The following is a 14,850-nucleotide window of genomic DNA, read 5'->3' as shown; positions in this document are numbered from 1 at the left end:
GGGCCGGTCCGCGGTGCGCTTGATGTCGTCAGTCTCATCCCGGGCACGCACTCGACGGAAGCCGTAGGTGCGCTATGATCCCACCATGCGAGAAACTGGTATCGACCTATGAGACAGCATAGCGGCATCGGAGTGCTGGACAAAGCGGTAGGCGTGCTACATGCCGTGGCCGAGAAGCCCTGCAGCCTCACCGAACTGTGCTCGCGCACCGGACTACCCCGTGCCACCGCACACCGGCTGGCCGTAGGTCTCGAAGTGCACCGCCTCCTCACCCGGGACACGGACGGACTCTGGTGCCCCGGCCCAGGCCTGGCCGAACTCGCTGCCACAGCCAATGATCCGCTCGTGTCGGCAGCAGCGCTCGTGCTTCCGCGGCTGCGCGAGATCACCGGGGAGAGCGTGCAGTTGTACCGCCGGGAAGGTACCCAGCGCATCTGTGTGGCGGCCATGGAACCGCCGACCGGCCTGCGCGACACCGTCCTCGTCGGTGCCCGGCTTCCGATGAGCGCCGGCTCGGGCGCCAAGGTGCTACTCGCGTGGGCGGATCCCCAGACTCAGCGCGCCGTTCTTCCCGACGCCGCGTTCGGCGAACGCGTCCTCCTGGAAGTCCGTCGGCGAGGCTGGGCGCAGAGCGCCGCCGAACGGGAACCGGGCGTCGCCAGCGTCGCCGCGCCCGTCCGCGACGGGAACGGTTCTGTCATCGCCGCCATTTCGGTGTCGGGGCCCATCGACAGAATGGGTAGACGGCCCGGTGCCCGGTGGGCGGCTGATCTCCTCGCCGCTGCGGAAGCGTTGCACAAGCGACTGTGAATATGCTCGGTCTCATCCGTACCGCGACAGGAGAGACTTGATGGGCAGCAATCAGCGAGCACAGATCACGATGACGGATTCGGAGATCACCGAATTCGTCGACCACAGCAGGGTCGCGACTCTCGCAACGGTGGGTGCGGACGGCCGACCGCACCTCGTGGCCATGTGGTACGCCGTGATCGACGGCGAGATCTGGTTCGAGACCAAGGCGAAGTCGCAGAAGGCAGTCAATCTGCGCCGAGACAACCGTGTCACGATCCTCATCGAGGACGGTGACACCTACGACACCCTGCGGGGTGTGTCGATCGACGGACGGGCCGAGGTCGTCGACAATCCGGACGCGCTGTTTGCCGTCGGCGTCAGCGTCTGGGAGCGGTACACGGGCCCCTATTCCGACGAACTCCGCCCCGCGGTCGACCAGATGATGCACAAGCGGATCGCTGTTCGTGTGGTTCCCGACCGTGTCCGGAGCTGGGACCACGCAAAGCTCGGTCTCCCGGCCATGCCCGTAGCCGGGACCACCGCCGCCTACCTGACACAACCCGCTCGCCGACAGTGACGCGCGACGACTGATTCTTCTGCCACTTCCGCCCCTGGGAAAAATGAGGCGCATTCTCCATTCCACCGGCGTAACTTCACACAGTGAACCATCTACCGAGGGAGTTCGCCGTGGCCGAAGCGAGTAACGAAGAAATGCGCAAGAAATTCCGTGAGGCACTCGAGCGGAAGAATCATCAGGCCGGAATGTCCACTCAGCACAAGGACGGCAATTCCAAAGTGCATCACGTGCACGGCCCGGCCGATCACAAACGCGAATTCCGCCGCAAGAGTGGATAAGCGAGCACACTGACAGAAAGAGAAACACCCTCCACCGAAGTGGAGGGTGTTTCTTGTGTAGCCCCGACGGGATTCGAACCCGCGCTACCGCCTTGAGAGGGCGGCGTCCTAGGCCGCTAGACGACGGGGCCAAGAACTCGGTATTGCACTAACTGATATTGCACGAACCTGGTGTTGCTCTGGAAGCTCAGCAAGCATAACTTGCTGAAGTTCGGTAACAAAATCGGCCGAACTTCCGCTGGGGTACCAGGACTCGAACCTAGAATGGCGGTACCAGAAACCGCTGTGTTGCCAATTACACCATACCCCAATGGCCTGTTCGGACCGCTGAGCCGGAGGGCTCCGCGGGCCGCTCGGGCCGAAGAAGAGATTACCAGCCTAGTGGCGGGATTTACCAAATCGCCTGGTCAAGGGCAATTTCTCTCGTCCTTCGGCCGTCGGCCACTCTCAGTCGGCGATACTCGCGCGAGCTGAACGCAACCGGGACAGTGACACGTCGCGCCCGAGCAGTTCCATCGACTCGTAGAGGGGCGGGCTGATGTGCGAGCCGGTGATGCCGACTCGGACCGGGGCGAACGCCTTCCGCGGCTTGAGACCCAGTCCGTCGACGAGCGAGGCCTTCAGGGCCTCCTCCAGCGACGCTGCATTCCACACCGCGACGGCTTCCAACGAAGCCAGGGCGGCGTCGAGGACGGGCGCAGCATCGGCACCCAGGTTTTTGGCTGCGGCGGCGGGATCGATGGTGAAATCGTCCTCGTCCACGAACAAGAATTTCAGCAGTCCCCAGGCGTCGGACAGCACCACGATCCGCGTTTGGACGAGTTCTGCCGCCGTCGCGAACACCGCCTCGTCGACCGTCTCCCCCAGATGTCCGTGCACGGTGAGGAAGGCGCGCAACCGCGCAGCGAAATCGGCGGGCTCGAGGAGCCGGATGTGCTCGGCATTGATGGCGTCGGCCTTCTTCTGGTCGAACCGCGCGGGATTCGAGTTGACCTTCGTGATGTCGAAGGCTGCGACCATCTCGTCCAGCGAGAACACGTCGTGATCGTCGGAAATGCCCCAGCCGAGGAGGGCGAGGTAGTTCAGCAGGCCCTCGGGTACGAAGCCGCGGTCGCGGTGAATGAACAGATTCGACTCGGGATCCCGCTTGGACAGCTTCTTGTTGCCCTGACCCATGACGAACGGGAGGTGGCCGAATTGCGGCGTGAAATCCGCCACACCGATGCGCTGCATAGCCTCGTAGAGGGCCAGCTGCCGGGGCGTCGACGAGAGGAGATCCTCGCCGCGCAACACGTGGGTGATCTTCATCAGGGCGTCATCGACCGGATTGACCAGGGTATACAGAGGAATGCCGTTTCCACGGGTGAGCGCGAAGTCGGGCACCGTACCGGCCTTGAACGTGGTGTCACCACGGACGAGGTCGACCCAGCCGAGGTCGTGATCGGGCATACGCAACCGGACGACGGGCTTGCGCCCTTCGTCCAGATAGGCCTGGCGCTGCTCCGGGGTGAGATCTCGGTCGAAGTTGTCATACCCCAGCTTGGGATCGCGGCCGGCGGCCTTGTGCCGCTCTTCGACCTCTTCCGGCGTGGAGAAGGACTCGTAGGCTTCACCCGCCGCCAGAAGCTTCCCGACCACGTCCAGGTGGAGTTCGCGTCGCTGGGACTGCCGGTAGGGCTCGTAGGGCCCACCGATCTCCGGGCCCTCGTCCCAATCCAAGCCGAGCCAGCGCAGCGCATCCAGGATCGCCTGGTACGACTCCTCACTGTCACGGGCAGCATCGGTGTCCTCGATACGGAACACGAACGACCCGCCGTTGTGGCGGGCGAAGGCCCAGTTGAACAGGGCGGTACGGACGAGCCCCACGTGCGGGGTTCCGGTGGGCGACGGGCAGAAACGGACGCGAACTTCGCTTGTGGTCATGGCTCACTTGGGTCGACGCTGGGAAAACGGACCCCTACAGGCTAGTCCGCCCCCCAGGTCGACACGAGAGCCGTCAGCGCTTTGCGGTCACGGGGTTGGTGAGTGTCCCGATACCACCGATGGTCACACTGACACTCTGCCCCTCGACGATCGGCCCGACGCCTTCCGGCGTGCCCGTGAGGATGACGTCGCCCGGGAGGAGAGTCATGACCGCGGACACCCATTCGATGATCTTCGGAATGTCATGGAGCAGAAGCGAAGTGTTGCTGCTCTGCTTCACCTCTCCGTCCACCTCGGTCGTGATGTCGACATCCGACGCATCGAGCTGCGTTTCGATCCAGGGCCCGAGGGGGCAGAAGGTGTCGTGGCTCTTCGCTCGAGTCCACTGAACGTCCTGGCGCTGATGATCACGCGCCGACACGTCGTTGGCGGCCGTGTAGCCGAGAACGACGTCGAGGGCCTTGGCCGCCGGGACGTCCTTGCACGGCCGGCCGATCACCACGGCCAACTCACCCTCGTAATGAACCTCGTTCGAGGATTTCGGCAGGACGATCGCCGCGTCCGGGCCCACGATCGACGTATTGGGCTTGAGAAAGATCACCGGATCCGCAGGCGCTTCCCCACCCATCTCCGCGGCGTGGGCGGCGTAGTTCTTGCCGACACAGATCACTTTGCTGGCGAGTATGGGGGCGAGCAGGCGAACGTCGTCCAGTGGCCAGCTACGACCGGTGAAAGTAGGAGTGCCAAAAGGGTGCTCGGCGATTTCCCGGGCCGTCAGGGAGCCGTCCTCCCCCTCGATACTCACGAACGCAACACCATCGGGACTTGCCACTCGACCAAGACGCATGCCCGAGAGTCTATCGCCCGGCATCGGGCGGCCTCCGGCATTCCCACCCGGGAGGGTATAGACTCCGACCGTTCGCCAATATATGGGACCTTAATCCTAGATACTGAGATTGACATGACTACAACGAACGTCGAGGCCACCGCCGTCGGATCGGCGCGCAAGTGGTGGATGCTGGCACTCGGGATGTTTGCGCAGGCGGCGCAGGCGGTCTTCGTCAACGGCGTGGCCTTCCTCATCCCGGAACTACAGGCGAGCCACGGCCTGAGTTTGGCCCGCACCGGACTTCTCGTCGCAGCGCCCACCGTCGGCGTGATGCTGACGTTGATTGCGTGGGGCGCGCTGGCCGACCGGTACGGCGAACGCACCGTGCTCGCCATCGGAATGGCGGTGACTGCGGCCGCCGGACTCGGAGCCGCCTCGTCCGGATCACTCTCCGCCACGGGCGTCTTCCTCGTCCTCGGCGGTATGGCCGCGGCCTCCGCGAACGCGGCGAGTGGACGAGTCGTGGTCGGCTGGTTCCCGCCCGAACGCCGGGGTCTCGCCATGGGAATCAGGCAGATGTCCCTCCCCCTCGGGATCGCGTGTGCAGCGCTCACCATGCCTTCCCTCGCACACGAACACGGCATCGGCTGGGCTCTGGCATTGCCGACCGCCCTGTGCGCGGCCGCAGCACTCGCCTGCGCAATCGGAGTCGTCGACCCGCCACGACCGAGTCGCACGTCGGCCGCGGGGCTCGAGATGCTCGCGAATCCGTACCGGAACAGCAGTACTCTGTGGCGAATCCACGCGGTATCGGTGCTACTCGTCGTCCCGCAATACACGGTATGGACCTACGCCCTCGTCTGGCTCATCTCCGAAAGGCATTGGGAAGCAACCGCTGCAGGCCTACTGGTGACCGTCGCTCAGGTTCTCGGCGCACTCGGACGGATGGCAGTCGGCGTCTGGTCGGACGCCGTCGGTAGCCGATTGAGGCCACTTCGCTGGGTGGCCGCCGCCGGTGGACTGACGATGGCGGCGCTGGCCCTGTCGGATTCGGCCCCGTCCCTGCTGGCGATACCGGCGCTCGTCGCCGCCTCCGTTGCCACCGTGGCTCCCAACGGCCTCGCGTTCACGGCCGTCGCCGAGATCGCCGGTCCGTTCTGGGGCGGACGCGCACTCGGAGTCCAGAACACGGGACAATTCGTCGCTGCGTCACTGGTCCCGCCCACCTTCGGGGCGCTGATCGGAATACTCGGCTTCCCGCTGACCTTCGCTATCGCGGCGGCCTTTCCGGTGGTTTCCATACCGATGATCCCCCTGGCCGGGTCCGCAGACCCGGCCAGGGGGACCGGAAAAGACTAGAGACCAACCGCGTTTCTAGAGTGCTGCGGCAATCCGGTCGCCCACCTCTGCGGTCACGACCGCAGCGTCACCGCGCGAAGCCAGATCCGCTTCGACAGCGGTCTCGATACGGACGGCATCCTCGTCACGCCCGAGATGGCGCAGCAGCAGGGCCGCAGACAAGATGGCCGCCGTGGGATCGGCGATGCCACGGCCGGCGATGTCCGGGGCACTACCGTGAACCGGTTCGAACATCGAGGGATTGGTGCCGGACGCATCGATGTTGCCCGACGCCGCCAGACCGATACCCCCGGTCACCGCACCCGCGAGATCGGTGATGATGTCACCGAACAGGTTGTCGGTGACGATGACATCGAAGCGCGACGGATCGGTCACCATGTAAATGGTGGCCGCGTCGATGTGGCAGTACGCAGTCTCGACGTCCGGGTACTCGGCCGAGACGGTTTCGACCGCACGGGTCCAGATTGCACCGGCGTTGGAGAGCACGTTCGTCTTGTGGATCAGGGTGACGTGTTTGCGTCGAGTCTGCGCGAGCGCGAAGGCGTAGCGCACCACCCGCTCCGCGCCGAACCACGTATTGACCGACACCTCGGTGGCAATCTCGTGGGGAGTACCGACTCGGATTGCGCCACCGTTACCCGTGTACGGGCCCTCGGTCCCCTCGCGCACCACCACGAAGTCGATGTCCGGTTGTGCGGCGAGCGGCGACTTCGTTCCCGGATAGAGCTGGGAGGGACGGAGATTCACGTGGTGGTCGAGCGCGAAGCGCATGGTGAGCAGGAGTCCTCGCTCGAGGATGCCCGGTGTCACGGAAGGATCGCCGATGGCACCCAGCAGGATCGCGTCGTGGGTGCGGATCGCCGCCAGATCAGCGTCCGGCAGAAGTTCACCGGTGGCGTTGTATCGACGGGCGCCGAGGTCGTACTCGGTGGTTTCCAGGTCGGGTACGAGCTTCCGCAGCACCTTCAGCGCCTCGGCAGTGACCTCGACACCGATTCCGTCACCGGGAATGACCGCAAGCTTCATGAACGCCTCACTTCATCAGAGAACTGTGCGCGTGTTCCGGCACGAGGCGCCGGAACACGCGCACGAAAGAATTTCAGGCCAGGTCGACGAGTTCGATCTTGGTGGCGCCCACTGCGGTGGAGATCGCGTCACGCACGTCGGCAGGAACCTCGCGATCGACCCGCAGGAGAATGGTGGCACCCTCACCCTCGGCGTCCTGGCTGAGCTGCGCGGCCTGGATATCGATGCCGGCGTTGCCCAGCTGGGTGCCGATCTTGCCGAGCGCACCCGGCTGGTCGGTGTAGTTGATCACCAGGTTCAGGCCTTCGGCGCGCAGTTCGAAGTTGCGGCCGTTGATGTTGACGATCTTCTCGACCTGCTGAGGACCGGTCAGGGTACCCGACACGCTGATGACGCTGCCGTCACCGAAGACGCCGCGAAGGTCGACGACGCTACGGTGGTTGGGGCTCTCGGCGGCCTTGGTGACCTCGGCCGTCACGCCACGCTCTTCCGCGAGGGCAGGCGCGTTGACGAACGTCACGGCGTCCTCGATCACCGCCGAGAACACGCCACGCAGAGCCGACAGGGCCAGCACCTCGACGTCCTCGGAGGCGAGCTCACCGCGCACATCGACGGACAGATTGACGGGGACCTCGCCCGACAGCGCCCCGAGGAGCACACCCTGCTTGCGAACGATTTCGAGCCACGGGGCGACTTCCTCACCCACGGCGCCACCGGACACGTTGACGGCGTCGGGAACGAAATCGCCTGCAAGAGCCAGCAATACGGACTTCGCGACATCGGTGCCGGCGCGGTCCTGAGCCTCACTCGTGGAGGCGCCGAGGTGCGGCGTCACGACGACCTCGGGAAGGTCGAACAACGGGCTGTCCGTGCAGGGCTCGGTCTCGAACACGTCGAGGCCCGCAGCACGCACGTGACCCGACTTGATGGCCTGGGCCAGCGCCGCCTCGTCGATCAGGCCACCGCGGGCGGCGTTGACGATGACGACACCCTTCTTGGTCTTGGCCAGGTTCTCCGTACCGATCAGGCCCTTGGTCTCCGGAGTCTTGGGAAGGTGGACCGAGATCAGGTCGGCGCGCTGCAGCAACTCGTCGAGCGAAACCAGCTCGATGCCCAACTGGGCGGCACGGGCCGCGGACACATAGGGGTCGTAGGCGATGACGTGCGTCTCGAACGCCGCAAGACGCTGAGCGAAGAGCTGACCGATCCGGCCGAGCCCGACGACGCCGACGGTCTTGCCGAAGATTTCGACACCGTTGAACTTGCTGCGCTTCCACTCACGGTCACGCAGGGTGGAATCGGCTGCGGGGATCTGGCGGGCCGCGGCGAGCATCAGCGCGACAGCGTGCTCGGCTGCAGTGTGGATGTTGGACGTCGGCGCGTTGACCACCATGACACCGCGCTCGGTGGCGGCCGGGACGTCGACGTTGTCGAGCCCGACACCGGCGCGGGCGACGATCTTGAGCTTGGTACCGGCGGCGAGCACCTCGGCGTCGACGGTGGTGGCGGAGCGGACGAGGATCGCATCGGCCTCGGGCACCGCCGCGAGCAGGGCCGGGCGATCAGGTCCATCGACCCAACGCACCTCCACACCGTCGCCCAATGCCTCGACGGTGGACGGCGCGAGCTTGTCGGCGATCAGAACAACAGGACGGCCTGGCTGGCTCACGTGCAAACTCCCTGATTAGGTGGGTGTGGAGGTGTTTTAACCACACACAGCTTAGTCCGCCCTCACCGGGAATCCGCATCCCGGTAGGCAATACCACATAGTGGACGCCCGCGACAGCGGAAACGGTCCGATACGACGCCGGCCCAACGCCACACCCGGGTGCTCTGTCGAGACCGAGGTGACATTGGGCCGGCGTCGTGCGCGCAACGGTAAAAGCGATGAAACCTAAGCGGTTTCGGTGATCGGCCGGTCGACCCAGCTCATCAGGTCGCGCAGCTTCTTGCCGGTGACCTCGATCGGGTGCTCGGCGTTGGCCTTGCGCAGACCCTCGAGCTCGGTGTTGCCGTTCTCGACATTCGCGACGAGGCGGCGGGTGAACTCACCGGACTGGATGTCGGCGAGGATCGCCTTCATGCGCTCCTTGGTGCCGGCGTCGATGACGCGCGGGCCGGAGAGGTAGCCGCCGAACTCCGCGGTGTCGGACACCGAGTAGTTCATGCGGGCGATGCCGCCCTCGTACATGAGGTCGACGATGAGCTTGAGCTCGTGCAGCACCTCGAAGTACGCCATCTCGGGCGCGTAGCCGGCCTCGACCATGACCTCGAAACCGGTCTTGACCAGTTCCTCGGTGCCGCCGCACAGCACTGCCTGCTCGCCGAAGAGGTCGGTCTCGGTCTCTTCCTTGAACGTGGTCTTGATGACGCCGGCGCGGGTGCCGCCGATGGCCTTGGCGTAGGACAGCGCGAGCGCCTGGCCCTCACCCTTGGGGTCCTGGTCGATCGCGATGAGCGCGGGAACACCCTTGCCGTCGACGAACTGACGGCGAACCAGGTGGCCGGGTCCCTTCGGGGCGACCATGCCGACCGTGACGAACTCCGGGGCCTTGATCAGGTCGAAGTGGATGTTGAGGCCGTGTCCGAAGAACAGCGCGTCGCCGTCCTTCAGGTTGGGCTCGATGTCGTTCGTGAAGATCGACGCCTGAGCGGTGTCGGGTGCGAGCACCATGATCACGTCGGCCCACTCGGACACCTCGGCCGGCGTGCCGACCGTCAGGCCCTGCTCCTCGGCCTTGGCGCGCGACTTCGAGCCCTCCTTCAGACCGATGCGGACATCGACGCCCGAATCGCGCAGGCTCAGCGAGTGCGCGTGGCCCTGGCTTCCGTATCCGATCACAGCGACCTTACGGCCCTGGATGATCGACAGATCGGCATCGTCGTCGTAGAACATCTCGACTGCCACAGTTCAACCTCTTTCTTGGAATTTGCGTATCTAAAGTACTAGCGAGTGGCCGTGATGGACTTCGGCCCCCGTCCCACGGCCACGACCCCGGACTGCACGATCTCCCGGATGCCGTACGGATCGAGCATCCGCAACAATGCATCCAGCTTGGATCGCGTTCCTGTCGCCTCGATCGTGACCGACTCCGGGGAGACGTCGATCACCTTGGCGCGGAACAGATTCACTGTCTCGATCACCTGAGTGCGCACGCTGGCGTCGGCACGCACCTTGATGAGCAGCAACTCGCGGGCGACGGAGGCGTCACCGTCCTGCTCGACAATCTTGATGACGTTGATCAGCTTGTTGAGCTGCTTCGTCACCTGCTCGAGCGGGAACTCGTCGACGGTCACGACGATGGTCATACGCGAGATCTCGGGGATCTCGGTGCCGCCGACGGCGAGCGACTCGATGTTGAATCCACGACGGGAGAACAGCGCGGCCACCCTGGCCAGCACGCCCGGCTTGTCCTCGACGAGAACACTGAGGGTGTGGCTGGTGCTCACTGATCTTCCTTCCCGGCCGCTGTGGCCGCGCCCGAACGCTGTTCGCGTTCCATGGCCTCGTGAATGACTGCGGGCTCCGCCGCGGCCTCGTCGTCGTCGAACAGCGGCCGGATGCCCCGAGCCGCCATGATCTCGTCATTGCTGGTGCCCGCTGCGACCATCGGCCACACCTGGGCGTCGGCGCCGACGATGAAGTCGATCACCACCGGCCGGTCGTTGATGGACTGCGCCTCACGGATCGCCGCCTCGACGTCTTCCTCGCGCTCGACCCGGATTCCGTGACACCCCAACGCTTCTGCGAGCTTGACGAAGTCGGGGATGCGGATCGCACCGTGCGTACCGAGGTTGGTGTTGGAGTAGCGCTGGTCATAGAAGAGCGTCTGCCACTGGCGAACCATGCCGAGGTTGCCGTTGTTGATGAGCGCAACCTTGATCGGGATTCCCTCGAGTGCGCACGTCGCAAGTTCCTGATTGGTCATCTGGAAGCAGCCGTCGCCGTCGATGGCCCACACCTCGGTGTCCGGCTTGCCCATCTTCGCGCCCATGGCGGCAGGCACGGCATAGCCCATCGTGCCGAGCCCGCCGGAGTTCAGCCACGTACGGGGCTTCTCGTAGTTGACGAACTGCGCAGCCCACATCTGGTGCTGTCCGACTCCGGCGCAGTAGATCGCGTCGGGACCGGCGAGCTTGCCGACCGCCTGGATGACGAACTCGGGAGACAACGCGCCGTCCGAGGGGCGGTCATAGCTGAGCGGGTACGTCCGCCGGATCCCGTCGAGATACGCCCACCACTCGGTGAGGTCGAGAGTCGTCCCGGTCGCCCGGTCCGCCTTGATGGCCTCGATCAGCTCGACGATGACCTCTTTGCAGTCGCCCACGATCGGAACGTCCGCGTACCGGTTCTTCCCGATCTCGGCCGGGTCGATGTCGGCGTGGATGACCTTGGCGTCGGGTGCGAACGAGTCGAGCTGACCGGTGACGCGGTCGTCGAACCGCGCGCCCAGGGTGATCAGCAGATCACTGCGCTGCAAGGCGGCCACGGCCGCGACCGTGCCGTGCATGCCGGGCATGCCGCAGTTCAGGGTATGACTGTCCGGAAACGCACCGCGCGCCATGAGAGTGGTGACCACCGGGATACCGGTCAGCTCGGCGAGCTCGAGCAGTTCGGGTGAGGACTCCGACTTGATCACACCGCCACCGACATACAGCACCGGCTGCTTGGAGTCGGCGATCAGGCGCGCTGCCTCACGGACCTGCTTGCCGTGCGGCTTGGTGACGGGACGGTAGCCGGGCAACCGCATCTCCGGCGGCCACGAGAACGTCGTCTGCGCCTGCAGGACGTCCTTCGGGATGTCGACGAGTACCGCACCGGGGCGCCCACTCGACGCGAGATAGAAGGCTTCCGCGATGATCCGCGGGATGTCGACGCCGTCGGTGATGAGGAAGTTGTGCTTGGTGATCGGCATCGTGATGCCGGAGATGTCGGCTTCCTGGAAGGCGTCGGTTCCGATCAGGCTGCGGCCCACCTGGCCGGTGATCGCCACGACCGGAACAGAGTCCATCTGAGCGTCCGCCAGTGGCGTGACCAGGTTGGTGGCACCCGGGCCGGACGTCGCCATGCAGACACCGACCTTGCCGGTCGCCTGGGCGTACCCGGTGGCGGCATGGCCTGCACCCTGCTCATGACGAACGAGGACGTGCCGGACCTTCTTCGAGTCGAAGAGAGGGTCGTAGACAGGCAGAACCGCACCACCCGGAATACCGAATACCGTGTCGACCTCGAGCTCCTCGAGGGCTCGGACCACGGACTGGGCGCCGCTGACCCGCTCGGGGGCGAGTTGGCGGCGGCTACCGGTCTGCGTCGCGGCGGCCGCGGTCGTAGGGCTGGCAGCCCCCGACTTGCGCGGCGTGGGTTGAGGCCGTGCGGTTGGTGCGCTCACTGGGAAATCCTCTGATTCTGGCTCCGGGCAACAAAAAACCCCCGTCAGCGAATGCTGTACGAGGGTGGCGCGTCGTTTCTGGCGAGTTGAAGAAATCGACTCAGGCGACGACGCGCCGGCCGATTACGAGCAACTCATTCTGTTTCACGCGCTCGACGGTAGGCGCGCTAATGGTGAACAGTCAACTTGGTGAGTCGGCCGTCCCAGAATGTGAGATACGTCGGCTGCGGTGCGAAGATGTAGAGGTGTCAACTCCGCAGCAGCCCGTGCCACCAGAGTCATCATCCCACACGACCGACATCCCCAAGCAGGTCATCCGAATTTCGCCACTCGCCTATATCGGATGCGCCTTCCTGCTCTTCGCCGTCTCGTTCCCCATCTTCGGCTGGCCGGCCGCCTTCGGGTGGCTCCTCGTGGCCCCGATCCTCGCCGCGGCATGGGTCGCCCGGGTTCGAACCACCGTCACACCCGAGGGACTTCACGTGCGAAGACTGGTCGGCGGGCGGGCCCTCTCGTGGTCGGAGATCACCGGATTCCGCTTCCCGAAACGCGGCTGGGCGCGCGCCACGCTGACCGACGGCGGCGAGGTGGCTCTCCCTGTCGTCACCTTCGATCGTCTTCCCCAACTCGCCGCGGCGAGCGGTGGGCGGATCCCCGACCCCTACGCGGCGGCCGCGGCGGACGCGGATCAGGCGCCCGACCCGGCCTCCGACGGTGAAGACCCGGACAAGAACCAGCCGCGCACTGACGGCGGATAACGCGCGAGTAGCGTTGATCAGTACTTCCGTACGCTGACTAAGGAATACGCTCATGCCCCCGCTGAGGTCCCGAACCACCACCGCAGGACGAAATGCCGCCGGCGCCCGCGCGCTGTGGCGTGCGACCGGAATGACCGACTCCGACTTCGGTAAGCCGATCGTCGCGATTGCGAACTCCTACACCCAGTTCGTCCCCGGGCACGTCCATCTCAAGAACGTGGGTGACATCGTCGCCGACGCCGTGCGCGCTGCCGGTGGGGTACCTCGCGAGTTCCACACGATCGCCGTCGACGACGGAATCGCCATGGGACACGGCGGCATGCTCTACTCCCTCCCCAGCAGGGAAATCATCGCCGACTCCGTCGAGTACATGGTCAACGCCCACACCGCCGATGCGCTCGTGTGCATCTCGAACTGCGACAAGATCACTCCGGGCATGCTCAATGCCGCACTGCGGCTGAACGTTCCCACGGTCTTCGTCTCGGGTGGGCCCATGGAAGCCGGCAAGGCGGTGGTCGTGAACGGTGTGGCCCAGGCGCCGACCGACCTCATCACCGCAATCTCGGCGAGCGCCAGCGACGAGGTCGACGACGAAGGGCTCGCCGAGGTCGAGCGCAGCGCCTGCCCGACCTGTGGGTCCTGTTCGGGCATGTTCACCGCCAACTCGATGAACTGCCTTACCGAGGCACTCGGACTCGCGTTGCCCGGCAACGGTTCCACACTGGCCACCCACGAGGCCCGGCGCGCGCTCTTCACCCGCGCGGGCACCACCGTCGTCGAAGCAGCCCTGCGCTATTACAAGGACGACGACGAGTCGGTCCTCCCGCGCAACATCGCGACGCCCGCCGCGTTCCGCAATGCGATGGCCCTCGATGTCGCGATGGGTGGTTCCACCAACACGGTGCTGCACACCCTCGCTGCCGCCCAGGAGGGCGAGGTGTACGACTTCGATCTCGACAAGATCGACGAGATCAGCCGCAAGGTGCCGTGCCTGTCCAAGGTCTCACCCAACTCGGACTACCACATGGAAGACGTGCACCGAGCGGGTGGAATCCCCGCGATCCTCGGCGAACTCCGCCGGGCCGGGCTGCTCGAAAGCGACGTCTCGACCGTGCACACAAAGAGCTTCGACGAGTGGCTCGACACGTGGGACATCCGGTCGGGCAAGGCTTCCGACGAGGCCGTCGAACTCTTCCATGCCGCACCCGGTGGTGTCCGCACCACCGAGCCGTTCTCGACGAACAACCGCTGGTCGTCACTCGACACGGACGCCGCGAACGGCTGCATCCGCGACTTCGAGCACAAGCACACGGTCGAGGGCGGTTTGGCCGTACTCCGCGGCAACATCGCCGTCGACGGCGCAGTCATCAAGACGGCGGGAATCGACGAAGACCTGTTCCACTTCCAGGGGCCCGCGCGCGTCGTGGAGTCGCAGGAAGAGGCGGTGTCGGTGATCCTCGGTAAGAAGATTCAGCCCGGTGAGGTCCTCGTCGTGCGCTACGAGGGTCCCGCCGGCGGGCCGGGAATGCAGGAGATGCTGCACCCCACGGCATTCCTCAAGGGCTCCGGCCTCGGGAAGAAGTGCGCGCTGATCACCGACGGCCGGTTCTCCGGCGGTTCCTCCGGACTGTCCATCGGCCACATCTCCCCCGAGGCCGCCAGCGGCGGCGCCATCGGCCTCGTGGAGGACGGCGATCAGATCCTCATCGACATCGCGACCCGCACGCTGAAGCTCCTCGTCGACGACGAGGTGCTCGCCGAGCGCCGGGCGAAGATGGAGTCGTCCGAACGTCCGTGGCAGCCGGTGAACCGCGAACGCACGGTCACTACCGCACTGCGCGCCTACGCGGCGTTGGCGACCTCCGCCGACAAGGGAGCGGTGCGCCAGGTCCCCTGACCGACGATCGATTCGGGTGCA

13 protein-coding genes and 2 tRNA genes are annotated in these 14,850 nt (G+C 65.5%); 6 read left to right on the top strand and 9 right to left on the bottom strand.

Annotated elements, in window-relative coordinates; translation table 11 throughout:
• The first annotated feature begins 108 nt into the window (after nt 1-108).
• The 3 genes from JQT59_RS19445 to JQT59_RS19435 all read left to right on the top strand — a co-directional run bounded on the left by JQT59_RS19445 (nt 109) and on the right by JQT59_RS19435 (nt 1,647).
• On the top strand, nt 109-810 hold the full coding sequence (locus JQT59_RS19445; protein WP_109331025.1) for an IclR family transcriptional regulator: 702 nt from the start codon (nt 109-111) through the stop codon (nt 808-810).
• A 40-nt stretch (nt 811-850) separates the two neighbouring features.
• Nucleotides 851-1,369, top strand: a complete 519-nt coding sequence (locus JQT59_RS19440) for a pyridoxamine 5'-phosphate oxidase family protein (protein WP_213571637.1) — start codon at nt 851-853, stop codon at nt 1,367-1,369.
• 110 nt (nt 1,370-1,479) lie between these two features.
• Nucleotides 1,480-1,647, top strand: a complete 168-nt coding sequence (locus JQT59_RS19435; protein ID WP_159926095.1) for a DUF5302 domain-containing protein — start codon at nt 1,480-1,482, stop codon at nt 1,645-1,647.
• Nucleotides 1,648-1,705: 58 nt separating this feature from the next.
• Here JQT59_RS19435 and JQT59_RS19430 read toward each other — a convergent pair.
• The 4 genes from JQT59_RS19430 to JQT59_RS19415 all read right to left on the bottom strand — a co-directional run bounded on the left by JQT59_RS19430 (nt 1,706) and on the right by JQT59_RS19415 (nt 4,417).
• Nucleotides 1,706-1,778: transfer RNA gene (locus tag JQT59_RS19430), tRNA-Glu, on the bottom strand.
• Nucleotides 1,779-1,885: 107 nt separating this feature from the next.
• Nucleotides 1,886-1,957: transfer RNA gene (locus tag JQT59_RS19425), tRNA-Gln, on the bottom strand.
• A 137-nt stretch (nt 1,958-2,094) separates the two neighbouring features.
• Entirely contained in the window at nt 2,095-3,570 is a 1,476-nt protein-coding gene (gltX, locus tag JQT59_RS19420) for a glutamate--tRNA ligase (protein WP_213571636.1), read from the bottom strand.
• A 73-nt stretch (nt 3,571-3,643) separates the two neighbouring features.
• Entirely contained in the window at nt 3,644-4,417 is a 774-nt protein-coding gene (locus tag JQT59_RS19415) for a fumarylacetoacetate hydrolase family protein (RefSeq protein WP_109331029.1), read from the bottom strand.
• A 114-nt stretch (nt 4,418-4,531) separates the two neighbouring features.
• On the opposite strand from JQT59_RS19415, the gene JQT59_RS19410 reads away from it, so the two are divergent.
• Entirely contained in the window at nt 4,532-5,758 is a 1,227-nt protein-coding gene (locus JQT59_RS19410; protein ID WP_213571635.1) for an MFS transporter, read from the top strand.
• 15 nt (nt 5,759-5,773) lie between these two features.
• On the opposite strand, the gene JQT59_RS19405 is transcribed toward JQT59_RS19410, so the two are convergent.
• The 5 genes from JQT59_RS19405 to JQT59_RS19385 form a co-directional block, all read right to left on the bottom strand.
• The gene (locus tag JQT59_RS19405; protein ID WP_109331032.1) at nt 5,774-6,784 is read right to left on the bottom strand and encodes a 3-isopropylmalate dehydrogenase; all 1,011 of its coding nucleotides are present in this window, start codon (nt 6,782-6,784) and stop codon (nt 5,774-5,776) included.
• A gap of 73 nt (nt 6,785-6,857) precedes the next feature.
• Nucleotides 6,858-8,453, bottom strand: coding sequence for a phosphoglycerate dehydrogenase (serA, locus tag JQT59_RS19400; RefSeq protein WP_159926091.1), 1,596 nt, complete (start codon nt 8,451-8,453; stop codon nt 6,858-6,860).
• A 225-nt stretch (nt 8,454-8,678) separates the two neighbouring features.
• Nucleotides 8,679-9,680 (bottom strand): ketol-acid reductoisomerase, encoded by a 1,002-nt coding sequence (ilvC, locus tag JQT59_RS19395; protein WP_172652251.1) that lies wholly within the window; start codon nt 9,678-9,680, stop codon nt 8,679-8,681.
• A 50-nt stretch (nt 9,681-9,730) separates the two neighbouring features.
• A complete protein-coding gene (gene ilvN, locus JQT59_RS19390; RefSeq protein ID WP_109331036.1) occupies nt 9,731-10,234 on the bottom strand; it encodes an acetolactate synthase small subunit in 504 nt (167 codons plus the stop codon).
• A complete protein-coding gene (locus tag JQT59_RS19385; protein ID WP_213571634.1) occupies nt 10,231-12,174 on the bottom strand; it encodes an acetolactate synthase large subunit in 1,944 nt (647 codons plus the stop codon). Before JQT59_RS19385 ends, ilvN begins: the two co-directional genes overlap by 4 nt.
• Nucleotides 12,175-12,440: 266 nt before the next feature.
• Between JQT59_RS19385 and JQT59_RS19380 the strand changes: the two genes are divergently transcribed.
• Both JQT59_RS19380 and ilvD read left to right on the top strand, forming a co-directional pair.
• Nucleotides 12,441-12,932 carry a PH domain-containing protein gene (locus JQT59_RS19380; RefSeq protein ID WP_213577887.1) on the top strand — a complete coding sequence of 164 codons (492 nt, stop codon included), beginning with the start codon at nt 12,441-12,443 and terminating at the stop codon, nt 12,930-12,932.
• A 52-nt stretch (nt 12,933-12,984) separates the two neighbouring features.
• Nucleotides 12,985-14,829: a dihydroxy-acid dehydratase gene (gene ilvD, locus JQT59_RS19375; RefSeq protein WP_159926089.1), complete on the top strand. Its 1,845-nt coding sequence runs from the start codon at nt 12,985-12,987 to the stop codon at nt 14,827-14,829.
• Nucleotides 14,830-14,850 lie beyond the last annotated feature (21 nt).

Origin of the sequence: Rhodococcus sp. USK13 (genome assembly GCF_018343855.1) — a bacterium.
Lineage (GTDB): Bacteria > Actinomycetota > Actinomycetes > Mycobacteriales > Mycobacteriaceae > Rhodococcus_F > Rhodococcus_F oxybenzonivorans.
The sequence above is the reverse complement of the archived record's forward strand: the minus strand, read 5'-3'. Positions and strand labels throughout refer to the sequence as shown.

Coding starts and splice junctions, on each gene's coding strand:
- gltX (WP_213571636.1), bottom strand. CDS start 3,570: ATGACCACAAGCGAAGTTCGCGTCCGTTTCTGCCCGTCGCCCACCGGA.
- ilvC (WP_172652251.1), bottom strand. CDS start 9,680: ATGTTCTACGACGACGATGCCGATCTGTCGATCATCCAGGGCCGTAAG.
- JQT59_RS19440 (WP_213571637.1), top strand. CDS start 851: ATGGGCAGCAATCAGCGAGCACAGATCACGATGACGGATTCGGAGATC.
- JQT59_RS19410 (WP_213571635.1), top strand. CDS start 4,532: ATGACTACAACGAACGTCGAGGCCACCGCCGTCGGATCGGCGCGCAAG.
- JQT59_RS19445 (WP_109331025.1), top strand. CDS start 109: ATGAGACAGCATAGCGGCATCGGAGTGCTGGACAAAGCGGTAGGCGTG.
- JQT59_RS19415 (WP_109331029.1), bottom strand. CDS start 4,417: ATGCGTCTTGGTCGAGTGGCAAGTCCCGATGGTGTTGCGTTCGTGAGT.
- JQT59_RS19405 (WP_109331032.1), bottom strand. CDS start 6,784: ATGAAGCTTGCGGTCATTCCCGGTGACGGAATCGGTGTCGAGGTCACT.
- ilvD (WP_159926089.1), top strand. CDS start 12,985: ATGCCCCCGCTGAGGTCCCGAACCACCACCGCAGGACGAAATGCCGCC.